This window comes from Pseudomonas sp. 3296, assembly GCF_031456615.1.
GTDB classification, from domain to species: domain Bacteria; phylum Pseudomonadota; class Gammaproteobacteria; order Pseudomonadales; family Pseudomonadaceae; genus Aquipseudomonas; species Aquipseudomonas mucoides.
The window spans coordinates 71,677-95,687 of the sequence record NZ_JAVDUY010000004.1 but is presented as its reverse complement, the minus strand read 5'-3'; the positions used below and the strand labels follow the sequence as shown (position 1 = coordinate 95,687).

Annotated in this window: 16 protein-coding genes; 14 read left to right on the top strand and 2 right to left on the bottom strand. The window is 58.8% G+C overall.

From position 1 onward, the window contains the following. Window positions 1-166: 166 nt before the first annotated feature. Window positions 167-2,638, top strand: a complete 2,472-nt coding sequence (locus J2X66_RS11780; protein ID WP_310264339.1) for a UvrD-helicase domain-containing protein — start codon at window positions 167-169, stop codon at window positions 2,636-2,638. 62 nt (window positions 2,639-2,700) lie between these two features. Here the strand turns inward: J2X66_RS11780 and J2X66_RS11775 are convergent, their stop codons facing one another. Beyond that, window positions 2,701-2,976 (bottom strand): DUF1652 domain-containing protein, encoded by a 276-nt coding sequence (locus J2X66_RS11775; RefSeq protein ID WP_027923219.1) that lies wholly within the window; start codon window positions 2,974-2,976, stop codon window positions 2,701-2,703. Between the two features lie 275 nt (window positions 2,977-3,251). Between J2X66_RS11775 and J2X66_RS11770 the strand changes: the two genes are divergently transcribed. The 11 genes from J2X66_RS11770 to J2X66_RS11720 all read left to right on the top strand — a co-directional run bounded on the left by J2X66_RS11770 (window position 3,252) and on the right by J2X66_RS11720 (window position 19,486). Then, window positions 3,252-4,067 carry a nuclear transport factor 2 family protein gene (locus tag J2X66_RS11770; RefSeq protein WP_310264335.1) on the top strand — a complete coding sequence of 272 codons (816 nt, stop codon included), beginning with the start codon at window positions 3,252-3,254 and terminating at the stop codon, window positions 4,065-4,067. 50 nt (window positions 4,068-4,117) lie between these two features. Continuing rightward, window positions 4,118-5,524, top strand: a complete 1,407-nt coding sequence (locus J2X66_RS11765; protein ID WP_310264332.1) for an FAD-dependent oxidoreductase — start codon at window positions 4,118-4,120, stop codon at window positions 5,522-5,524. A 30-nt stretch (window positions 5,525-5,554) separates the two neighbouring features. Further along, window positions 5,555-5,896 carry a cupin domain-containing protein gene (locus J2X66_RS11760; protein WP_310264329.1) on the top strand — a complete coding sequence of 114 codons (342 nt, stop codon included), beginning with the start codon at window positions 5,555-5,557 and terminating at the stop codon, window positions 5,894-5,896. A gap of 47 nt (window positions 5,897-5,943) precedes the next feature. Beyond that, on the top strand, window positions 5,944-7,029 hold the full coding sequence (locus J2X66_RS11755; protein WP_310264327.1) for a polyamine ABC transporter substrate-binding protein: 1,086 nt from the start codon (window positions 5,944-5,946) through the stop codon (window positions 7,027-7,029). 666 nt (window positions 7,030-7,695) lie between these two features. Beyond that, on the top strand, window positions 7,696-9,153 hold the full coding sequence (locus J2X66_RS11750; RefSeq protein WP_310264325.1) for a serralysin family metalloprotease: 1,458 nt from the start codon (window positions 7,696-7,698) through the stop codon (window positions 9,151-9,153). A gap of 98 nt (window positions 9,154-9,251) precedes the next feature. Continuing rightward, complete coding sequence (locus J2X66_RS11745) at window positions 9,252-9,683, top strand: AprI/Inh family metalloprotease inhibitor (protein WP_310264323.1); 432 nt, start codon at window positions 9,252-9,254, stop codon at window positions 9,681-9,683. Window positions 9,684-9,885: 202 nt separating this feature from the next. After that, window positions 9,886-11,661 carry a type I secretion system permease/ATPase gene (locus tag J2X66_RS11740; RefSeq protein ID WP_310264322.1) on the top strand — a complete coding sequence of 592 codons (1,776 nt, stop codon included), beginning with the start codon at window positions 9,886-9,888 and terminating at the stop codon, window positions 11,659-11,661. Beyond that, the gene (locus tag J2X66_RS11735) at window positions 11,658-13,007 is read left to right on the top strand and encodes an HlyD family type I secretion periplasmic adaptor subunit (RefSeq protein WP_310264320.1); all 1,350 of its coding nucleotides are present in this window, start codon (window positions 11,658-11,660) and stop codon (window positions 13,005-13,007) included. Before J2X66_RS11740 ends, J2X66_RS11735 begins: the two co-directional genes overlap by 4 nt. Window positions 13,008-13,009: 2 nt before the next feature. Beyond that, the gene (locus J2X66_RS11730) at window positions 13,010-14,374 is read left to right on the top strand and encodes a TolC family outer membrane protein (RefSeq protein WP_310264318.1); all 1,365 of its coding nucleotides are present in this window, start codon (window positions 13,010-13,012) and stop codon (window positions 14,372-14,374) included. 119 nt (window positions 14,375-14,493) lie between these two features. Next, complete coding sequence (locus tag J2X66_RS11725) at window positions 14,494-17,541, top strand: autotransporter domain-containing protein (protein WP_310264316.1); 3,048 nt, start codon at window positions 14,494-14,496, stop codon at window positions 17,539-17,541. Window positions 17,542-17,632: 91 nt separating this feature from the next. Next, window positions 17,633-19,486 carry a polyurethanase gene (locus J2X66_RS11720; RefSeq protein ID WP_310264314.1) on the top strand — a complete coding sequence of 618 codons (1,854 nt, stop codon included), beginning with the start codon at window positions 17,633-17,635 and terminating at the stop codon, window positions 19,484-19,486. A gap of 115 nt (window positions 19,487-19,601) precedes the next feature. Here the strand turns inward: J2X66_RS11720 and J2X66_RS11715 are convergent, their stop codons facing one another. Further along, window positions 19,602-19,826: a YgdI/YgdR family lipoprotein gene (locus J2X66_RS11715; RefSeq protein ID WP_310264312.1), complete on the bottom strand. Its 225-nt coding sequence runs from the start codon at window positions 19,824-19,826 to the stop codon at window positions 19,602-19,604. Between the two features lie 171 nt (window positions 19,827-19,997). Between J2X66_RS11715 and J2X66_RS11710 the strand changes: the two genes are divergently transcribed. Both J2X66_RS11710 and J2X66_RS11705 read left to right on the top strand, forming a co-directional pair. Further along, window positions 19,998-21,665 (top strand): VRR-NUC domain-containing protein, encoded by a 1,668-nt coding sequence (locus J2X66_RS11710; protein ID WP_310264310.1) that lies wholly within the window; start codon window positions 19,998-20,000, stop codon window positions 21,663-21,665. Next, window positions 21,662-23,941 carry an ATP-dependent DNA helicase gene (locus tag J2X66_RS11705; protein ID WP_310264308.1) on the top strand — a complete coding sequence of 760 codons (2,280 nt, stop codon included), beginning with the start codon at window positions 21,662-21,664 and terminating at the stop codon, window positions 23,939-23,941. Before J2X66_RS11710 ends, J2X66_RS11705 begins: the two co-directional genes overlap by 4 nt. The last annotated feature ends 70 nt before the right edge of the window (window positions 23,942-24,011 follow it).

The window sequence follows — 24,011 nt, the reverse complement described above, 5'->3', positions numbered from 1 at the left end:
ATGCTGCATCACCATCGAATTGGCTGATATGAAAGAACCTCGAAAGTTTCTCATCCAGCCTTCACTTCATCGCCTAAGCCAATGACCTGTAAGCATTTCACTAGAACTCGGCGGAAAATGCAGACACCATAGCCTGCAACAGCCTCACACCCTGGAGTCAGCCCGCGTGCCGCCACACACCCCCGATCTTCCGCCCGAACTTCGTCCCTTGGCCGAGATGCCGTTGCTCAAGCGCCTGGCCGCCCGGTTCTTCGGTCATGGCTTGACCCGACTGCGTGCGCAACACCGCGCTTCCTGGCTACACGGGCAAGCCGACGGTTTTCGCAGCGGTCACAGCGCGGGGTTTGATTACGGCTTCCAGGAAGGCAAGGACGAAGGGCTGGAGCAAGGCCGGCAAGTGCTGCTGATCCGCGATTCGCGCTCAACCGAGCATCGGCCGCCCAATGTCGATGACAATCTGTTTGACGACTGGCGCCTGCCATTAAGTGCGGAGTTGAAGAAGCGCATGAAGGCCGATGTGGTCCGGCTGCTGCCAGCCCATGCCCAGCCGAGCGTTGCGCAGTGGAAGATGATCTTCAGCGACACGCCGTCGACGTCCGTGATTGCCGGGGCGGGCGCCGGCAAGTCGACCACGCTGGTGCTGCGTATCCTGTTGCTGACCCACTATCTGGGCTTCGAACTGGATTCGATGACCGTCGTGACCTTTACCCGCGAATCGCGCAAAGACTTCATTAATAAGCTGATCGAGCTGTTTGCGCTGTGGGGCCGGCCACTGAGTCTCAAAGAGGCGCGTGATCTCGTGCGCACCTTCCATTCGCGCATTCTTCCGATGGTTCGCAGCCTGCCGGGGTTCGAGCGCCTGCAAGCCTTCGAAAACCTCAGCAACCGCACGCAAAACGCCGACGAAGACGTCGACAGCAATCCGTTCGACCTGCGAATCAATGACGCTCAGCGACAGCAGCTCAATGCCTGCTATCACCAGTTGCATACCCGTGATGAGCGCTTTCGCGAGTTGATCAAGCCATTGTCGCGCCATGCCTTACAGCTCAAGGAGCTGGAACGCGACCATCCCGACGTGCAAAAACGCGTGGCCGTGACCGAACTGGCGGCCAAGCGCGATGAAGAACTGTGCGACGCCATTGAAGACTTGTGGTTTCGCGCGGGTGCCTGGCCAATCAAGGGTATCGAACCCAAGCGGCAATCCTTCGATATCAACGGCGCGACGTTCCATTGTCATGGTTACATCCCAAGCCTCGATGCGTGGGTCGTACTGGGGTTTGATCGGCGGGAAAATCCGCAGGTCTGCCGCCCGAATGCCAAGTTGACTGTCCGTGCAGAATGGGCAGTAAAACGTACGCTGTTTCAAGCTTTCTGTCGTAAGCCATTGATATGGCTGGATAGTTATGAGTCTTCAAGGCGCGTGTTGGCCTCGCTGGCAAGTGATGCAAGCGCAGGTCCGGGCTTTGATTACAAGGTCAAAGGTGAGCTGGCTTCGGCTCCGTTACTCGACTGTTTTGTCGCGGCTGCCGGTTTTATAGAAAACCTCGGCCTGGATGTTCCGAACGCTGTTGGCCAGATGAGTTTCGCCAAGGACGACCCTGACCGATTCTTCTTCGAGGCCTTGAGTTTGTTCTGGCGAGCGCTGGAAGATCATCTGCTCGATCAGAAGCCACCGGTAATGACCTACAACCGGATGTTTGCCTTGTTCAGCGAGCACTCACCGGAAAACCTGAAGTTGTTGAGCGATGAACTGCTGCGGCCACTGTCACACCTGATGATCGACGAATTTCAGGACGTATCGCCACAAATCGTCTCCTGGATTCGCGCCAGCCTGAACGAGATCCGCAGTCGAGGCCCGGCAATGCACGTTGGGCGCGGTGCGCAACGCTCATCTCTGCTTTGTGTGGGGGATGACTGGCAGTCCATTTATGGCTGGCGCGGCAGTTCGCCGACGTACTTCATGGAGTTCAACAAAGAGTTCCGGTCGCCCAGCACCACCAAAGTCATGCTCAGCGACAACTATCGCAGCCATCAACATATCATCGACGCCGCCGAGCATATCGTTCGCGCGGCACCGGCCATCGCGGGCAAGAAAGCCAAAGCCAGCGGCGAGCCTAAAGCGCTATTGCCGGTAAACGTCCTGGACCGGGACGATCAAGGCATGGCCCAGCGCTTGATGGAGCATTACCGAAAGGGTGATTCAATCTTGATGCTTTATCGAAAAAGCAGCGATAAGATATTGATTGAACAGCATATTCAGCCTGTAGTTAATGTGGATTCGAGCTTGCCTTATGAGTCGCGCCGACTAAAACAACTGACGTATCACAGTGCCAAAGGCTTGCAGGCCGACGCGGTGTTCTTGCTCGGCGATTGCCAGCATCTGACCAGCTCACCGTACAAGAATCAGGTGTACAGGATGGCGGGACTCGGCAAGTCCGGGGACAGCGAGCCCTATGACAGCGCGCAAAGGGACGAAATCCTGCGACTGGCTTACGTCGGCATCACCCGTGCCGTCAGTCATTGCTACTGGTATGTCGAGGGGCAGGACACGGCGGCGAATATGCCCAAGGCATCAGACCGGATCGGCAGCGGCAAAGCGTTTTTCGCCGATCATCGGGTCGGCCAGAAACGGGCGTGATCCTGAGTCGTCTCCCACTAAAAAGCCCACATGACGTGGGCTTTTTGTTAAGTGTTCAGCCTTCAGGCATAGCTTCTGAGGGCCACAGGTGGAATGAATGCTTCAAGTTCATCCTCGACGGCTTCAATGATTCGCTCGACATCGGCTGCATTCATGACCGTTGCGCAAGGGATACCGGCAATGGCAATCATGGTCTCGCCACTGGCACGATCAAACAGCCGGGCGATCATGCTGCCCGGTGCGTCCATGCTCGCCTCAAATCCCATGGGATGAAAATGCCAGCGCATCAGCTGGCAGGCGTTTGGAAACGTGACTTTGCTGAAAGATCCTTTATTCATATGTTGCCCGCCTTCTTCATCGAGCGCTTCCTTTAGCTCATGTTAGGAGGGAAGAGCCTTCAATGGCTCAACCGGTGACTGCCTTTAAAAGTAGCATCGGTATGTGAAAACCATGTGATTTTTTTCGGGCCGTTGGGCAGTTAATGGGATTTTCATGATCGAGGTCATGTCCCGGCACGCATTGGCTCGGCGACGGGGCTTGCCGGCTGGTATTTTCAGCGATTGAACCCGGTGGAGAACTTCGGCAAGCTCGGCGTTTTACCGTCGAGACCTTTATGCACGCCGATGATGATGGGCCGCAACACACCCGGGCCACGGGCGAGACGGTCATGCGCTACCACTTGGGCTGGAAGCACCGCGATCTGGACGGCGTCATGGCGCTTTATCACCCAGGCATCCAGTACCACGATTTTTTCCAGAACCGCGTGATGGGGCTCGACGAACTGCGCGAGTACGTGCGCGTCAGCATGCCGCGCAATCCGGGCGAAGCGCTGGAGCACTCGGACCGGATTCGCCTGGACGGTAATACCGCGTTTATCCAGTACCGAATGACGTTGCGTGGCGGTGAGGGGCTGGTGTCCTTCCGCACCAGCGAAGCAATCACGGTCCGCGACGGGTTGATCTGGCGGGTCAACGAATACGCCACGCTGGTCCACGAACAGCCGTCCAGCACGACGACTAAAACGCTGCGTCCGGCGGTCAGTCGACTCGGGCTGTCCCCGCGCCAATTGAGTTTCATGGCCGACGACTTGCAACAGTATTTCCAGCGCCAGCAGCCGTATCTGGACCCCGAGCTCGATCTGCAACGGGTGGCGAAGGAGTGCGGCTACAGTCGCAATCAGATTTCCTACCTGTTGAATCAAGTGTTGGGCCAGAGTTTCTATCGCTACGTGAACCAGGCGCGCCTGCACCATCTGCTTGGCACGCTGGACACCGCGACGCCACCGCTGCGTATTGACGAACTCGCGTTTGCTGCGGGATTCAATTCGCTGTCGGCGTTTTACAAGTGTTTCCGTCAGCACACCGGCCTGTCGCCCAAGGCCTATGCCAAACAAATTTCCTTGCGTGCCCGCGCGCAAGACAGCCCCTGAGTTCACGCACTAGGATCGACGCCATCGAAGTTTGAGTGGCGGAGTCCTGCATGTCGGCGTGGCGCACTATCAGTTTATGGATGGATCAACTCGACGAGCCGTTAGCGGCGCGTGCGGCGCTGGAACACGATCTGGATGTCGACGTGGCCATCATCGGCGCCGGTTACACCGGGCTCTGGACCGCGTATTACCTCAAGCGCCAGGCACCGGGCCTGAACATTGCCATTGTCGAAGCGCAAACCGCCGGTTTTGGTGCCTCGGGGCGTAACGGTGGCTGGTTGATGGGCAATATCCTCGGTGAAGACCGGCTGCTGGCCGGCCTGTCTCCCGACCATCGCCGCGCTTCATTTGACCTGCTGCACAGCATCCCTGATGAAGTAGAACTTGTTGTCGAACGTGAAGGTATCGCCTGCGATTATCGCAAAGGCGGGGTGCTTTACTGCGCCGCACGCTACCCCGAGCAAGAAACCAGCCTTCGGCGTTATCTGGACGATCTCTACCGCCAAGGCCTGACCGAAAGTGACTACCGCTGGCTCAGCCCCGAACAACTGGCGCAACAGATCAGAGTTGCGAAGCCTTATGGCGGTATCTATGCACCGCACGTCGCGACCATTCACCCGGCAAAGTTGGTGCGAGGTTTGGCACGCACGGTGGAGAACATGGGGGTCAAGATCTATGAAAACAGCCCGGTCACGCAGTGGCAGTCGGGGAGTCTGCGCACGGCCAAGGCCTCGGTTCGCAGTCGCTGGATAGTCCCGGCGGTAGAAGGCTATGCGACGACGTTACCGCCGCTGGGTCGCTATCAATTGCCGGTGCAAAGCCTGATCGTTGCCACCGAGCCTCTGTCCGCCGCGACTTGGGACGATATCGGCCTGGATCGCGGCCAGGCCTTCAGCGAAAGTAGCCGTCAGGTGACGTACGGCCAGCGCACCGCCGACAACCGTTTGGTATTCGGGGCACGGGGCGGCTACCAGTTTGCCGGCAAGCTGCGCCATGACTTCGACCTGACCACTAATGAAGTGGAGCTACGGCGCTATCTGTTCGGCGAGCTCTTCCCGCAACTCAAGAATGTACGGATTACCCACGCCTGGGGCGGCAACCTGGGCATGTCGCGGCGCTTCAAGCCGCACATGCTCTGTGATCACGCCAGCGGCATCGCCTTGTCCGGCGGTTATGGCGGGGAGGGTGTCGGGGCCAGCAACCTGGGTGGTAGAACCCTCGCCGATCTGATTCTTGGACGCGATACCGAACGGGTCCACCAGCCCTGGGTCATGCCCCAGGGCGGGCTCGACACGCTCAAGGCCTGGGAGCCGGAACCCTGCCGCTGGCTCGGTTACAACGCGATCATTCGCAGCTTCGTCCACGAAGACCAGACCCTGGCCAACCCGACCACCGCACCCTGGCGCCGAAAACTGGCCAGCGGGGTTGCGGGGTTCATGGAAGGCTTCATGCACTGAACAGCGCTTTATCCATCGACAGGTACGCCCATGAGCATCACGCAATTCAAGAATACCGCCACCCTGAAGCTCGAAGAGTCCAACCCGGTTGTCGTGCCACTGGGAACACCGGTGGCCGTGGCGTCAACCACCAGCGTCGAACGCGACGATGGCGTCGAAACGGGTGTCTGGGAATGCACGCCCGGACGCTGGCGTCGGCAGATCGTCGCCCAGGAATTCTGTCACTTCATCCAGGGGCGCTGCACCTTCACCCCGGACAATGGCGAAACCCTTTTCATAGAAGCCGGCGATGCACTGATGTTGCCGGCCAACAGTCTCGGCATCTGGGATATCCAGGAAACCGTGCGCAAGACCTACGTTTTGATTTTTTGATCTTCTGATTGCCTGCCAATAACAAAAGCCCTTACAGGAATCGACTCATGATCCGAAAGACACTGACACTGGCGCCCCTTGCACTCGTCGCGACACTCGGCCACGCGGCCGAGACGGTCAAAATCTACAACTGGTCGGACTACATCGCCCCGGACACCACCAAGAACTTCCAGACAGAAACCGGCATCGCCTTTACCTATGACGTCTACGACAGCAACGAAACCCTCGACGGCAAGTTGATGACCGGTAAATCCGGATACGACGTGGTATTCCCGTCCAACCATTTCATGGCGCGACAGATTGAAGGGGGCGCGCTGAAGAAGCTCGACAAGGCTCAATTGCCGAACTGGAAGAACCTCAATCCGGTGTTGCTCACGACGTTGCAGACCAACGATCCGGGTAACGAGCATGGCTTTCCGTACCTGTGGGGCAGCACCGGCATCGGCTACAACATCGCCAAGGTAAAGGCCGTACTGGGTGACAACGCCCCCGTGGATTCCTGGGACCTGATCTTCAAACCCGAGAACATGCAAAAGCTGCAGAAGTGCGGTGTGGCCATCCTCGACAACGGCCCGGAACTGTTGCCTGCCGCCCTGAATTACCTGGGGCTGCCGCACCACAGCAAAAATCCGGAAGACTATAAAAAGGCCGAAGCGCTGCTGCTGAAAGTCCGGCCGTATATCAGCTATTTCCATTCATCCAAGTACACCAGCGACCTGGCTAACGGCGACATCTGCGTGGCGGTCGGCTTCTCCGGTGACATCCTGCAAGCCGAGAACCGCGCCAAGGAAGCCAACAATGGTATCGACATCGGCTACTCGATTCCCAAGGAAGGCGCCGCCATCTGGTTCGATATGGTTGCCATGCCCGCCGACGCACCGGACGAAAAGGCCGGCTACGCCTTCATGAACTACCTGCTGCGCCCGGACGTCATGGCCAGTGTCAGCAACTACGTGCACTACGCCAACGGCAACCAACAGGCCGACAGCCTGATCGACCCGACGATCAAAAACGACACCAAGGTTTATCCGAGCCCAGAGATGATGGGCAAACTGTTCGCGCTCGAGGCGATGCCATTGAACATTGACCGGGTGCGTACGCGGGTGTGGAACAAGATTCGGACGGGGAGTTGAGGGTTCATATTTTGTAGTGATTGGTGGCACACCGACTGATTGTCGAAACTGTAGATTCCAGGCCTCTCTCGATGGAAAAGGAGGCAATGGAATGCCAGTCAACTCGAAAGCGGGTCACCTGCGTATCGGTCGTTTTTCCGAGCACGGGCGGATCTATATTATCCGCTGTGGGATGCGTGTTGGTTGTGAGTTTTTGACGACTGCTTCGCAGCCGAACGCAGGCTGCGGCAGCTGCTACAAGGATTGCGGCGTACGAAAATCCTGTAGCAGCTGCCGAAGGCTGCGTTCGGCTGCGCAGCAGTCGTAAATAATCAAATTCAACACACATTTAACTGATATCAATCCGCTGGCACTCCTATTAATAAGTCCAACAAAAGTGAGACCTCTTAGACAACAAACAAACTTACCCCTATTTAATATTTAAATATCAAATCGTCAGACAATTTGCGCAAACGCACATACCTCAAAACAAACATTCGACACCTCAGGCATTGTTTACGGGCACTTGCTGGAACAACACAATTTGACGTCAAAAAAAATGTAGACGTTTGATTTCGAATTGTGTCAGTTTTCTTTCGCCTGCATTGGGCGAGTGATAGGACGATCTCGCCAGAGATTGTCGCTATCTGAAAAAACTGTTCCATAGCCAAACAAGGAAGTGTGTTTATGTCGAAAGTAAAAAACAACGCTATTGATCTTGCTGAACTGGCCTTTGCCCCCTCGCATGCATTGGCAGCACCGAGTTCTGCTTTCAGCCAGATCGACAGCTTCAGCCATCAGTATGACCGCGGCGGCAATCTCACGGTCAATGGCAAACCCTCCTATTCCGTTGACCAGGCAGCGACCCAATTGCTGCGCGACGGTGCTGCCTACCAGGACAAGGATGGCAGCGGCAAAATCGAACTGACCTATACGTTCCTGACCTCGGCGTCGTCGAGCACCATGAACAAGCACGGGATTACCGGTTTCAGTCAGTTCAGTGCTCAGCAAAAAGCCCAGGCGGTGCTCGCCATGCAATCCTGGGCCGATGTCGCCAACGTCACCTTCGCCGAGAAGGCCACGGGCGGCGACGGTCACATGACCTTCGGCAACTACAGCGGTGGCCAGGACGGCGCTGCGGCATTTGCTTATCTGCCGGGCACGGGCGCGGGTTACGACGGGACCTCCTGGTACCTGACCAACAGCAGCTATACGCCGAACAAGACGCCGGACCTGAACAACTATGGTCGTCAAACCCTGACCCACGAAATCGGTCACACCCTGGGCCTGGCCCACCCTGGCGACTACAACGCCGGTGAAGGCGCGCCGACTTACAACGACGCCACCTACGGGCAAGACACCCGCGGTTACAGCGTCATGAGCTACTGGAGCGAAAGCAATACCAACCAGAACTTCAGCAAGGGCGGTGTCGAAGCGTATTCGTCCGGCCCGCTGATGGACGACATTGCTGCCATTCAGAAACTCTACGGGGCCAACACGACCACTCGTACTGGCGACACTACCTACGGCTTCAACTCCAACGCCGGTCGCGACTTCCTGAGCGCATCTTCGTCGTCGGACAAGGTCGTGTTTTCGGTGTGGGACGCGGGCGGCAAGGACACTCTGGATTTCTCCGGCTTCACCCAAAACCAGAAAATCAACCTCAATGAGGCCTCGTTCTCCGACGTTGGCGGCCTGGTGGGCAATGTCTCCATTGCCAAGGGCGCCATCATCGAGAACGCAATCGGCGGTTCAGGGAACGACCTGTTGATCGGTAATGGCGTATCCAACGAGCTGAAGGGCGGTGCCGGCAACGACATCCTCTATGGTGCCGGCGGTGCGGACAAACTGTGGGGTGGTGCCGGTTCGGACACGTTTGTGTTCGCCGCCAGCAGTGACTCCAAGCCAGGTGTTGCCGATCAGATCCTCGACTTTGTCAGTGGCCTGGACAAGATCGACCTGACCGGTATTACCAAGGGCGCGGGCCTGCACTTCGTAAGTTCGTTCACGGGGGCGATCGGTGATGCCGTGCTGACTAACTCGGGTGGTAACAGCCTGCTGTCGGTGGACTTCTCAGGGCATGGTGTGGCGGACTTCCTCGTCAGCACCGTAGGCCAGGCGGCGTTCTCGGACATCGTGGCCTGATTCAAGGCTGAAAAGGAGCGCGGTGCACGTTGCGCCGCGCTCTGTCCTTGCATCGATGCGCGCACTGCGTAAGGCTACGCGCCGGAGTGACAGAACCTATGGCCCCTGACGCCTTTACCTACAGAATGACCGCGTGGCTATTGGCGACGCTGATGATGTTTCTTGGAGATGTAGCCATGGCAAGCAGCCTGAAATTAGCCGACCCCTCTGAACTCGCCGGACATTGGCGAGCCACCTTGATGACCAAAGAGGATGCGTCCGAGTCCCGCACTGTGCAGGACAAACCGTCGAACGTTTGCCTGATTGACCTTCAACCCAACCAGACCCTGGCCGAGGGCGCCGAGTGCCTTGGGGCCTGGCTGCAAGAGTCGGCCATCGGCTGGTTCACAGAACCGGACGGGATTGCGATCACCGGCAAGGAAGGCTCAAGAATTTTCTTTTTCAGCCGACAGCATGATGGGCTTTATCAAGGCAATTTGAAGTCCGGTCTGATCATTACGCTTGAGCGCGCTGCGCGTAAGAGCAATTAGTGGGCGGACCGTGCAAATTTAAATAGAGAGCCCGCTGTTGTAGTTATAAGTAGCAAAACAATACGCCAACTCTTTATCGAGCATGGAAGTGGGTTGTTAATTTGTAAGCGATTACCGACAAAAAATGTCTCGAACCGCGCACACACACAGTTAATTAAACCTCGTCAGATCAGGACGGGGAATTTCACCTCGGGAAAAATCAATGAAGATGGCGAAGGCCCCAGCCACCGCTCCGTTATTCAAGGCACTGGGCGACTATAAAAGCATCTTGATCAGCGTCGGTTGTTTTACCGCATTGATCAACGTACTGATGCTGGTCCCGTCGATTTATATGCTGCAAGTCTATGACCGTGTGTTGTCTTCGCAGAACGAAACGACCTTGGCCATGTTGTCGCTGATGGTGGTCGGCTTCTTTGCCTTCATCGGCCTGCTTGAGATCGTGCGCAGCTTCATTGTGATCCGCATCGGCAGCCAACTGGAACGACGCTTCAACCTGCGGGTGTATCAAGCCGCGTTCGAGCGCAACCTGTTCAAGGGCGAGGGCAATGCCGGGCAATCCCTGGGGGACCTGACGCACATCCGCCAATTCGTCACCGGCCCCGCGCTGTTTGCCTTCTTCGACGCGCCGTGGTTTCCGGTCTATCTGTTCGTGATCTACCTGTTCAATGTCTGGCTGGGTGTTTTCGCGACGGTGGGTGCTGTGGTCCTGATCGGCCTCGCTTTCCTCAACGAAACGATGACCAAAAAGCCTTTGGGCGAAGCCGCCGGTTTTTCCCAGAAGTCCAGCCAGTTGGCCACCAGCCACTTGCACAATGCCGAGACCATCCAGGCGATGGGCATGCTCGGCGTGTTGCGCAAACGCTGGTTTCAAGTGCACTCGCGCTTTCTCAGTTTGCAGAATCAGGCCAGTGACACCGGCGCGGTCATCAGTTCCCTGAGCAAAACCTTGCGTCTGTGCTTGCAATCCCTGGTACTGGGGCTGGGTGCGTTGCTGGTGATCAAGGGCGAGATGACTGCCGGGATGATGATCGCCGGTTCGATCCTGATGGGCCGCGTCCTGAGTCCCATCGATCAGTTGATTGCGGTCTGGAAACAGTGGAGTGGCGCGAAGCTGGCCTACCGTCGCCTGGATGCGTTGCTGCAAGCCTTTCCACCGTCTGACGAAGCCATGGCGCTGCCGGCACCGAAAGGGCAGATCACTTTCGAACAGGTCAGCGCCGGCCCTCCGGGGCAACGTGCGGCGACACTGCACATGGTCAACTTCAACCTCGGTGCCGGGGAGGTGATGGGCGTGCTCGGTGCTTCTGGCTCAGGCAAGTCGACACTGGCCCGGGTACTGGTCGGCGTCTGGCCAACCCTCGGCGGCACGGTTCGGCTCGACGGAGCGGACATTCATCGCTGGAACCGCGACGACCTCGGGCCCTACATCGGCTACTTGCCACAAGACATCGAATTGTTCAGCGGCAGCATTGCCGAAAACATCGCCCGGTTTCGCGAAACGGATCCGCAGAAAGTCGTCGAGGCTGCGCAACAGGCCGGCGTTCATGAATTGATCCTGCGCTTGCCGCAAGGCTACGACACGCTGCTCGGCGAAGACGGCAGCGGCTTGTCCGGTGGCCAGAAACAACGCGTGGCATTGGCCCGTGCGTTGTACGGCAACCCGAGCCTGGTGGTGCTGGACGAACCCAACTCCAACCTCGACACCGTGGGCGAAGCTGCGTTGGCCAGCGCTATCGCACACCTGAAAACCCGGGGCACCAGCGTGATTCTGGTGACCCATCGGTCCTCTGCCTTGGCCCAGGCCGACAAATTGCTGGTGCTCAACGAAGGGCGCTTGCAGGCCTTCGGCCCGAGCCAGGACGTGCTCAAGGCATTGTCCGGCGCTCAGGAACAACACCGTGAAAAAGCCGCGCAGGCACCGGGCGGGGTCAGCATGAGTCGACAGTATCAGCCCACGACAAGGAATTCGGGTGTATGAGCAGCGCACGCGTGAACACTGAAAGCGAAGCCCTGATGGAACACGATTACATCGCCGAACGGCCCGAGCGCGATGCGCGATTCTTCGCGCGCATGGGCTGGATACTGGCCATCGTCGGCGCTGGCAGCTTCTTCACTTGGGCCAGCCTCGCGCCGCTCGATCAAGGTATACCGGTGCAGGGCACGGTCGTGGTGTCGGGCAAACGCAAAGCCGTGCAATCGATGAGCCCCGGCGTGGTCAGCCGGATTCTGGTGCGCGAGGGTCAAGTGGTGAAGTTGGGGCAGCCGCTGTTCCAGCTCGACCAGACCCAGGTCGCGGCCGACGTCGATTCGCTGCAGGCGCAGTACCGCATGGCCTGGGCCAGCGTTGCGCGCTGGGAAAGTGAACGGGATAACCTCAAGCAAGTGAATTTTCCGGCCGAGCTGAGCAAGGATGTCGACCCGCGACTGGCGCTGGTGCTCGAAGGCCAGCGGCAATTGTTCAGCAGCCGCCGCGAGGCGTTTTTCCGCGAGCAGGGGGCGTTGCGCGCCAACATGGAAGGCGCCAGCGCGCAATTGGCAGGCATGCGTCGTGCGCGCACCGACCTGACGGCCCAGGCCAATTCACTGCAACAACAACTGAGTAACCTTCAGCCCTTGGCGGACAACGGCTACATTCCGCGCAACCGCTTGATGGAATACCAGCGTCAGCTGTCGCAAGTGCAGCAGCAACTGGCCGAGAACACCGGCGAAAGCGGTCGGGTGGAGCAGGGTATCCTCGAAGCGAAGCTCAAGTTGCAACAGCACATCGAGGAATATCAGAAAGAAGTCCGCACCCAACTGGCTGACGCGCAACTCAAGAGCGTGACCCTCAAGGAGCAACTGACCTCCGCCGGGTTCAACCTGCAACACAGCGAGATCGTCGCTACGGCTGATGGTATCGCGGTCAACCTTGGGGTGCACACCGAAGGCGCCGTGGTGCGTCAAGGCGATACCTTGCTGGAAATCGTCCCGCAGGGCACTCGGCTGGAAGTCGAAGGGCACCTGCCGATCAACCTGATCGACAAAGTCGGCACCCATTTGCCCGTGGATATCCTGTTCACCGCGTTCAACCAGAGCCGCACGCCGCGAGTGCCCGGTGAAGTCAGCCTGATCTCCGCCGACCAGATGGTCGACGAGAAAACCGGCGCGCCGTACTACGTGCTGCGCAGCAGCGTCAGCGATCAGGCGATGGAAAAGCTCAACGGCCTGGTGATCAAGCCCGGCATGCCGGCGGAAATGTTCGTGCGTACCGGTGAACGTTCACTCCTCAACTATCTGTTCAAACCGCTGCTCGACCGGGCAGGCTCCGCGTTGACCGAGGAATAAGGATGTTCGGCTGTATGAATAAGCTTTCCCTGCTCGCAGCGCCCCTGGCGTTGCTGATGTGCAACAGTGTGATGGCCATGGGGCCGTTCGACATTTACGAGCAAGCGTTGCGCAATGATCCGGTGTTCCTCGGCGCGCTCAAGGAACGCGATGCCGGCCTTGAAAACCGCCTCATTGGCCGTGGCGGTTTGCTGCCGAAGCTGGGTTACAACTACAACAAGGGACGTAACTCATCCAAGGCCACTTACCTCAATGACCGCGGGCAAAACCAGACCGATGACCGCAACTACAGCAGTTACGGCTCGACCTTGACTCTGCAACAGCCTCTGATCGATTACGAAGCCTACGCGGCGTACCGCAAAGGCGTGGCACAGTCGTTGTTTGCCGATGAAGCCTTTCGCGGCAAGAGCCAGGAGTTGTTGGTGCGGGTGCTGGAGAACTACACCAAGGCGCTGTTCGCTCAGGATCAGATCGATATTGCCCTGGCGAAGAAGAAAGCCTTCGAGCAGCAGTTCCAGCAGAACGAGCAGATGTTCCGACAAGGCGAGGGCACGCGCACCGATACACTTGAGTCCGAGTCTCGTTACGAACTGGCGACCGCCGAGGAAATCGAGGCCCGCAACGAGCAGGACGCGTCCTTGCGTGAACTGGGCGCGCTGATCGGCGTACCGACGATCGACATTGCCGACCTGGCGCCGCTGGACCAGAATTTCCAGACCTTCAGCCTGCAACCGGCCAATTACGACACCTGGCACGAAATGGCCGTGGCCAATAACCCGAACCTGGCCTCTCAGCGCCATGCAGTGGACGTCGCGCGTTACGAAGTTGAACGCAACCGCGCCGGGCATCTGCCGAAAGTCAGTGCCTACGCCTCGGTGCGCCAGAACGAATCGGAAAGCGGCAACACCTATAACCAGCGTTATGACACCAACACCATCGGCATCGAAGTCAACGTGCCGCTGTATGCCGGTGGCGGGGTGTCGGCGTCCACCCGTCAGGCCAGCCGCACCATGGAACAGGCCGAGTACGAACTGGACGGCAAGACCCGCGAAACCATGATCGAGCTGCGCCGACAGTTCAGCGCCTGCCTGTCGGGCGTGAACAAATTGCGCGCCTATCAAAAAGCCCTGGTGTCTGCCGAAGCGCTGGTGGTCTCGACCAAGCAAAGCATTCTGGGCGGTGAACGCGTCAACCTGGATGCTTTGAATGCAGAACAACAACTATTTACCACCCGCCGCGATCTGGCGCAGGCACGCTATGACTACTTGATGGCCTGGACCAAGTTGCACTACTACGCCGGAACCTTAAGCGAGCAGGACCTTGCCAAGGTAGACGAAGCGTTTGGCCAGGGCCCAAAGACTCAATGATGGACCTGTAGCAGCTGCCGAACGCAGCCTTCGGCAGCGGCTACACAGGACGTGTGAATTTGCAGGTGCCTTTCGAGGCAAAAAGGGATTTTGGCAACACAACTAAGGACGGTAGCTGGATGAATAACAAGCACAACACACTGGCCGTGCTCTACGCACTGGCCGCACTCGGTCAGGCGCACGCCGCGCCTTACGTGGAAAGCGGACGCGCTGGCGACCCCAACAGCTGGCGCAGCGCCGAATTCAACGCCGATTGGGGCGTAGGCGCGATCAACGCACAGGATGCCTACGCCGCCGGTTACAGCGGCAAAGGCGTGAAACTGGGGATCTTCGACCAACCGGTCTACGCCCAGCACCCGGAGTTCTCCGGCGCCAATAAAGTCGTCACCCTGATCACCAGCGGCATCCGTGAATACACCGATCCGTACATCCCGGTCAAAGCCGGGGATGCGTTTCGCTATGACGGCGCTCCCACGGTGGGCTACGACGGCAAGCTCGGTTCCCACGGCACCCACGTCGGCGGGATCGCTGCCGGCAGCCGCGATGGCGGGCCGATGCACGGCGTGGCGTACAACGCGCAAATCATCAGTGCCGATAACGGCGACCCGGGCCCGGAGGACGGCATTATTCGTGGCAACGACGGTGCGGTGTACAAGGCGGGGTGGGATGCCCTGATCGCCAGCGGCGCGCGGATCATCAACAACAGCTGGGGCATCGGCATTACCGATCGTTTCGACCTCGGCGGACGCAACCCGGCGTACCCGCACTTCACCGTGCAGGATGCGCAATTGCAGTTCAACGAGATCCAGCCACTGCTCGGAACCAAACCGGGCGGTGCCTACGACGGTGCGATCGCCGCCGCCCGCAGCGGCATCGTCACGATCTTCGCCGCCGGCAACGACTACAACCTGAATAACCCGGACGCCATCGCCGGTCTCGGCTACTTCGTCCCGGAGATTGCGCCGAACTGGGTGACCGTCGCGGCGCTGCAGAAGAACCCGGACCTCACCAGCCCGGACCTCTACAACATCAGTACGTTTTCGTCGCGCTGCGGCTACACCGCCAGTTTTTGCGTGTCGGCGCCCGGCAGTAAAATCTACAGCTCGATCATCGGCGGCACCAACGCAGATAACCTCACCACCGGTTACGCCAATTACAACGGCACCTCGATGGCCGCGCCGCATGTTGCAGGCTCCATGGCGGTGCTGATGGAACGCTTCCCGTACATGACCGGTGCGCAGGTCGCCAGTGTTCTGCGCACCACGGCCACTGACCTCGGGGCACCGGGTGTCGACGCGTTGTACGGCTGGGGCATGATCAATCTGCGCAAAGGCATTGATGGCCCGGGGATGTTCGTCACCGAGCAGGACATTCCTGAGGAATTCCGCATTCAGGGCGCCTACGGCTCCAGCCAGTTTGTGGCCGATTTGCCGGGCATCGGCGCGATCATCGACGCCGGCAAACCGACCGAGCGTGTGTGCACGGACGTGCACTGCGGACTCGACGTCTGGCGTAACGACATTTCTGGCCATGGCGGCCTGACCAAGCAGGGCATCGGCACCCTGGTCCTGACCGGCGCCAATACCTTTGCTGGCCCGACGCTGGTCAATCAGGGCCGGTTGGCCATCAACGGTTCGCTGGCTTCGACGGTCACCGTCAATGACAGCGGCATTCTCGGCGGTAACGGTCGCATCGGCGGGTTGACCGCCAAAAGCGGCGGCACCGTGGCGCCGGGCAATTCTATCGGGACCTTGCAAGTGGCGGGCGACGTGACCTTCGAGCGCGGCTCGACGTACGCTGTGGAGTTGTCGCCGACGAGCAGTGACTCGATCGTCGCCAGCGGCAAAGCCGTCATCGACAACGCCACAGTCAGCCTGTCCCTGGAAAACAGCCCGACACTGCTGACCACCAGCGAAGTAAAATCCCTGCTCGGCCATCAATACAACATTCTGCAAGCGGCTGGCGGGATCGAAGGGCGTTTCGGTGCGGTGGTGCCGAACTACCTGTTCCTGGGGGGCACCCTTGATTACTCGGCCAATGGCATTCAACTGGCGGTAGAACGCAACACCACCTCGTTCAGCAGCGTCGGCCAGACGCCGAACCAACGTGCGGTCGCCGCGGCTGCCGAGCAACTCGGCGCCGGCAATGCGCTGTACGAAACCTTGCTGCTGTCGCCCACCGCCAATGTGGCTCAGCAAGCCTTCCAGCAATTGTCCGGCGAGATTCATCCGGCCATCGGCACGCTGCTGATCAACGACAGCCGTTACCTGCGCGATGCCGTCGGCGAACGCCTGCGTGAGCGTGACCTGTTCAACGCCGCCGCACCGACTGATGACCGCAGCAACGCCTGGCTCAAAGTCCTCGGCGCCTGGGGCAAGAGCGATGGCGGGCACGACAACGCCAGTTCCAACAGCTCCATCGGCGGTTTGCTGGCAGGGGTTGATGGTCTGATCGCTGACAACACGCGACTGGGCTTTGTCACCGGTTACAGCGACAGCTCGTTGAGCATGGGTGATGGCACGCATTCGTCGGCCTCCGTCGACAGCTATCACTTGGGCGCGTATCTGGGCCATGAAATCGACGCCCTGCGCTTGAGCGTTGGCGGTGCTTATAGCTGGCATCGCATTGACGTCAAACGTGACCTGCAATTCGGCGACGTCAGCGGCAAACAGAAATCCAAACGCGATGCGACCACGGCGCAATTGTTCACCGAAGCGGCCTATCGCCTCGACGTGCAACCGTTGGCGCTGGAGCCGTTCGCCAACCTGGCTTACGTGCACTTGAACAGCGACAGCTTCACCGAAAAAGGCGATGCCGCCGCCCTGAAGGGCGGTGAAGACAACCGTGATGCGGTGCTTTCAACCCTGGGCCTGCGGGCGAGCAAAGCGATTGCCCTGTCGGACAAACAACAGCTGGAACTGTCCGGCACCCTGGGCTGGCAGCACAACTTGAGCAGTACCCAGTCCGAAGATCACTTGGCGTTCGTCAATGGCAATACTGCGTTCAGCGTGCAAAGTGTGTCGCTGGACCGCAACGCCGCCGTGATCGGTGCCCGCGCCGGTTTGGCGGTGGCGCAGGATGTTCGCGTGAGCCTGGATTACAACGGGCTGATCGGTTCCAACGAGAAAGACCACGGTGTAGGCCTGACGCTGGACTGGCAGTTCTGATCATGCACTAAAGGCTCCGGGGCGCTTCGTGATCGAGGCGTCCTGGTTGTGAGCCATCTCTGACAATTCCAACAAAAGAGAGGCAATACCAATGGGTGTGTACGACTACAAAAACTTCAGTACTGCGGACTCCAAAGCGTTGTTTACTGACGCCATGGCAATCACGCTGTATTCCTATCACAACCTCGACAACGGCTTTGCCACCGGGTATCAGCACAACGGTTTTGGCCTGGGCTTGCCCGCGACATTGGTCACCGCGCTGCTCGGCGGCACCGATTCCCAGGGCGTCATACCCGGTATCCCCTGGAACCCCGATTCGGAAAAAGCCGCACTGGATGCCGTGCAAAAAGCCGGCTGGACACCCATCACCGCTTCGCAACTGGGCTATGACGGCAAGGTCGATGCGCGCGGAACGTTCTTCGGCGAGAAGGCCGGCTACACAACGGCGCAAGTCGAGATCCTCGGCAAGTACGATGCCCAAGGCCATCTGACCGAAATCGGCATCGCCTTTCGCGGCACCAGCGGCCCACGGGAAACCCTGATCGGCGACTCCATTGGCGACGTGATCAACGATCTGCTGGCAGCGTTGGGTCCCAAGGATTACGCGAAAAATTACGTCGGCGAAGCCTTCGGCAACCTGCTCGGCGACGTTGTGGCGTTTGCCCAGGCCAATGGCTTGTCGGGAAAAAACGTCCTGGTCAGCGGCCATAGCCTCGGCGGGTTGGCGGTCAACAGCCTGGCAGACTTGAGCACGGACACCTGGGGCGGGTTCTTCAAGGACTCCAACTACATCGCCTACGCATCACCCACCCAAAGCGCCACCGACAACGTGCTCAACGTCGGCTATGAAAACGATCCGGTGTTTCGTGCGCTCGACGGTTCATCGTTCAACCTGTCGTCGGTGGGGGTTCACGATGCGCCCAAAGAGTCGGCCTCCGATAACATCGTCAGCTTCAACGATCACTACGCGTCGACGGCGTGGAATGTACTGCCGTACTCCATCCTCAACATTCCGACCTGGATCTCACATCTGCCCACCGCTTACGGCGACGGCATGAACCGGGTAATTGAATCGAAGTTCTACGACCTCACCAGCAAGGACTCGACGATCATCGTGGCCAACCTGTCCGACCCGGCACGGGCCAACACTTGGGTGCAAGACCTCAATCGCAACGCTGAAACCCACAAGGGCAGCACGTTCATCATCGGCAGCGACGCCAACGACCTGATTCAGGGCGGCAAAGGCAATGACTACCTCGAAGGGCGCGACGGTAACGACACGTTCCGTGATGGCGGCGGCTACAATATCCTGTTGGGTGGCAAGGGCAACAATGTCCTGGACTTGCAGCAGTCGGTGAAAGCCGGCGAATTTGCCAATGACGGCGCCGGCACGCTGTACCTTCGCGACGCCAATGGCGGCATCAGCATTACCCGTGACATCGGCAGCATTGTCAGCAAGGAACCGGGATTTCTCTGGGGGCTGTTCAAGGATGACGTGACGCACAGCGTGACGGCCAATGGCCTGGCGGTCGGTAACCATTTGACCGCGTACGCCTCATCGGTGAAGGGCGGTGGCGGGGCAGATACGCTCAAGGCGCAGGCGACGGGCGACTGGTTGTTTGGCCTGGACGGTAACGATCATTTGATCGGCGGCAAAGGCAACGATGTGTTTGTTGGCGGGGCGGGGAATGACGTGATGGAGTCGGGCGGCGGGGTCGATACGTTCCTGTTCAGTGGTTCGTTTGGTCAGGATCGGGTCGTGGGTTATCAGGCGAACGACAAACTGGTATTTCTCGGGGTTCAGGGGGTGGTGGCCAATGATGACTTTCGAGCGCATGCCACGACGGTGGGGCATGACACGGTGCTGACGTTTGGTGGGGATTCAGTGACGTTGGTCGGGGTTGGGCTGGACAGTCTGGCCGGGGCAGGGATTGTGATGGCCTGATAGGTCTGGGGCGCCGGTAAGGGTTCCTTCGTGAGCAGGCTCGTTCCCACAGGGGGGGAACGACGCAAATCCAATGTGGGCGCGAGCCTGCTCGCGAAGAACGATAGCTCGCTCGTTAGTCTTCCTCGCGAACCGTGGCCACGTCCTTGGCATTGACCTTGATTTTCGCCCCGGAAATGTCCTCAAACTCGTAGAACCCGTCCTTGGTCTTGGTTTTCGGCATGTCCTTGGTCAAATACTGGGTGCCGTTCTGCAGGGTTACCACCGTTGGCGTCGAGCAACCGGCCAGCACCAACAACGCCGCTGCGGCCAGCGGCAAACCCAGGGTTTTGATGTTCATGTCCACCTCTCACAATGCTGAAAAAAACCTCTATGCCGGTTGGTGCCATCCATTGGCAGAAAGTTCGATGCCCGCCCGAAAATGACCGAATAACGCCGCCGCTTATCTTTTTCCGTTTGCACCGCACGGCAGGTAGCTGTTATCTGTACGCATAACCAGTACTCGCTTGCCATGGCGCTTTTCCTTGTGACTGCAAATCCCCTCGAAGACCCGTTCTATTACCTCAATAACTTCATGCAAGTGCTTGACTGGCTTGAACATCGTTATGCCGATGTATTAAGTGTAGAGGAACAAGCGTTCATCCGTGATTTCACCCGGCTTCCCAAGGAGTCGAGGGCGCTGCTGGTCAGAATGGTGATGCGCAAGGGCGTCCATTTCAGGGCCGGCAAACTGAGTTACGTCGAAATCGGTGACATCGTCAGCGCGGCCGAACCGTTGCTGGCGGCGGGCTGGACCTCTGATGTGTCGCCGTTGTACATCGAGGAACTGTTTGACGTGCTGCTCAAGGCCGAGATCGTTCATTGCTTCGGCGCTGCGATTGATCAGCCCAAAGGCAAGAAAAGCGATTGGCTGCCGCTGTTGAGCGAGCAGTTTCCAGAACCAAAAAGCTTTGCCCAATGGTGTCCGGCATTGAATGACCGGCTGTTCACGCTGACCATCATGGACCTGTGTGACCGGTTTCGACTGATGTTCTTCGGCAACCTTTATCAGGACTGGTCCGAGTTCGTGCTGGCCGATCTTGGCATCTTTACCTACGAAAAAGTCGAATTCAGCGCCGAATCCCGGGGTTTGCGCAGCCGTGAGGACGTGGACGCCTGTCTGTTCCTCCATCAGTGCCAGCAACATTTCGAAGCAGGCGAGCCGTTGGCAGTCATCGTCGAGCAGCTCAACGGGCTGACACTCGGTAATCCGTGGTTACAGCGTCGTCGTGGCAAGTTGCTGTTTCAGATCGGTCAGCACTGCGAGCGTATCGCCGATTTCTCCAGCGCGCTGACAATCTACCGCGATTGCGCCTATCCCGGCGCTCGGGTGCGGATGATTCGTGTGCTGGAGCGCTGCGGTGAGTACCAGCTCGCCCTGGATCTGGCCAACCACGCGCAGCAGTTGCCGGAAAGTGCCACCGAGCATCAGCATTTACTGCGTGTTCTGCCCAGACTGCGTCGCAAACTCGGCGGTCCGGCGCTCAAGCGAGCCGCCCCGCGGCCCATGCAACGGCTGGATCTGCAGTTGCCCAGAACCGATCTGGCGCTGTCGGTGGAATATTACGTACAGGCGCATCTGGAGGAAGAACAGGCCCCCGTGCATTACGTGGAGAACAGCCTGATCAATTCGCTGTTTGGGTTGTTGTGCTGGCCGGCCATTTTCGCGCCGCTGCCGGGGGCGTTCTTTCACCCGTTCCAGCGTGGGCCGGTTGATCTGTTGAATGAAGACTTTTGCGCGCGGCGTGCCGAGCTGTTCGAGGCATGCCTGGCCGAACTCGATGACGCTCGTTACCGGCAGACGATTCGCGAACGTTATGCCGCCAAGTGGGGCGTGCAGTCACCGTTCGTGTTTTGGGGCGTCCTGAACGAAACGCTGCTGGATCAGGCACTCGACTGTCTGCCGGCAGAACATCTGAAGCATTGGTTCAACCGCCTGCTGCTGGACATCAAGGCCAACCGCGCCGGCATGCCCGATCTGATCCAGTTCTGGCCGCAGGAAAAAACCTACCGCATGATCGAAGTCAAAGGCCCGGGCGACCGCCTGCAAGACAACCAATTGCGCTGGCTGGAATTCTGTCATGAGCATCAAATGCCCATCGCAGTCTGCTACGTGCAATGGGCGGAGCAGAGCGCTTGAGCTATAGCATCGCGGTCCGGGCCCTGTGTGAATTCACCGCCAAGGTCGGCGACCTGGACCTGCGCTTCACCCCGTCACCGACGGCGCTGGAAGGCATCGTCGGGCACCGCACGGTCGCGTCCCGGCGCAGCGACGGTTATCAAAGTGAAGTGGCCCTGGAAGGCGAGTACAAAACCCTGCGGGTCAAGGGCAGGGCGGATGGTTATGACCCCGAGCAAAACTGCCTGGAAGAGGTCAAAACCTATCGTGGCGACCTGAGCAAACAACCGGCCAACCACCGACAGCTGCACTGGGCGCAGGCGAAAATTTATGGCTGGTTGATGTGTCGCAAGCTGGACCTGGCGCAGATCAACCTGGCGCTGGTGTATTTTGACATCATCAGTGAAAAGGAAACCTGTCTGGTCGAGGCGTTCAGTGCGGCGCAACTGCAGCAGTTCTTTGAACACCATTGCACGCTGTTTCTGCACTGGGCCGAGCAGGAAATGGCCCATCGCGACGCCCGGAATCTGGCGGCACAGCAACTGGCGTTTCCCCATGCCGGTTTTCGTCCGGGGCAACGTCATCTCGCCGAATCAGTATTCAAGGCCGTCAGCACCGGGCGCTGCCTGATGGCGCAAGCGCCGACCGGTATCGGCAAGACCGTGGGCACGCTGTTCCCGATGCTCAAGGCCCTGGCGCCGCAACAACTCGACAAGGTGTTCTTTCTCACGGCCAAGACGCCGGGTCGAAAACTCGCGCTGGATGCGGCGCAGGTGATCCTGCAAAGCGCCGAGGCGCTGCCGCTTCGCGTGTTGGAGATGATCGCCCGGGACAAAGCTTGCGAGCATCCGGACAAAGCCTGTCACGGCGAATCCTGCCCGTTGGCTCGGGGTTTCTATGATCGGTTGCCAGCCGCTCGCGAGGCCGCCAGCAAACTGAGCCTGTTGAATCAGTACGCCTTGCGCGAGGTTGCACTTGAGCATGAGGTTTGCCCCTATTACCTGAGCCAGGAAATGGCCCGTTGGGCAGACGTGGTGGTCGCGGATTACAACTATTACCTCGATTTCAGTGCGCTGCTGTTCGGGCTCGCCCAGGCCAACAACTGGACGGTCGCGGTGCTGGTCGACGAGGCGCACAATCTGGTGGAGCGCGGCCGGCAGATGTACAGCGCCAGTCTCGATCAGTCGACCCTCAACGGCGTGCGCAAAACTGCGCCTGAAGTGTTGAAAAAATCCTTGCAGCGGGTCAACCGTGAATGGAACGCCCTGCATAACCAGCAACCGGGTGTGTATCAGGCGTACGACAAGGCACCGGAAAAACTGCTTCAGGCCTTGTTTTCGTGCAGCGCGAGTATCGGTGATTACTTGAACGACCACCCGCAGGGGCTGGATAGCACGCTGCAAAATTTCTACTTCGAGATGCTGCAATTCTGTCGGGTCGCCGAACTCTTTGATGAACAGTTCCTGTTTGACATCAGCAAGCGCGACCTCGACCGCCAGCGACCGCTGTCGCAGCTATGCTTGCGCAACGTAGTGCCGGCAGGTTTCATCCGCCCACGCCTGACCGCTGCGCGCAGCACCGTGCTGTTTTCGGCGACGCTGAGCCCGCGGCATTACTACGCGGACCTGCTGGGCACGCCTGCGAACACGGTGTGGATCGATGTGGAATCACCGTTTCACGCCGACCAGTTGCAGGTGCGCATCGTCAGCCAGATTTCGACACGCTTCGTCCACCGGCAGGCGTCGCTCGAACCCATCGTCGAACTGATCGCACGGCAATTCGCGGAGCGACCCGGTAACTACCTGGCGTTTTTCAGCAGCTTCGACTACTTGCAGCAAGTCTTGCAGTTACTTGCCGAGCGTCATCCACATATCACGCTGTGGTCGCAATCCCGGGGAATGGGCGAAGCGCAGCGCCAGGACTTTCTCGACCAGTTCACCGCGCACAGTCAGGGTGTCGGCTTTGCGGTGTTGGGCGGCGCATTTGGTGAGGGCATCGATTTGCCGGGCACACGGTTGATCGGCGCGTTCATCGCCACACTGGGCCTGGCGCAACTCAATCCGATCAACGAACAGATTAAACACCGCATGACCGCTATTTTTGGTGCCGGTTATGACTACACCTACCTGTTTCCAGGCGTACAAAAAGTGGTGCAGGCGGCTGGACGGGTGATCCGCACCCAACAGGATAAGGGGGTGGTGATGCTTATTGATGACCGGTTTGGCGAGAGCAAGGTCAAACAGCTGTTCCCACGTTGGTGGTCGGTTCAACCGACGCATTTTCGCGCTATCGAGTAGGAACATTCCTTTTAAAAAACAACGACATATCTTGAAAGAAACACCGATTTGAACAAACGCCCAATCAGCG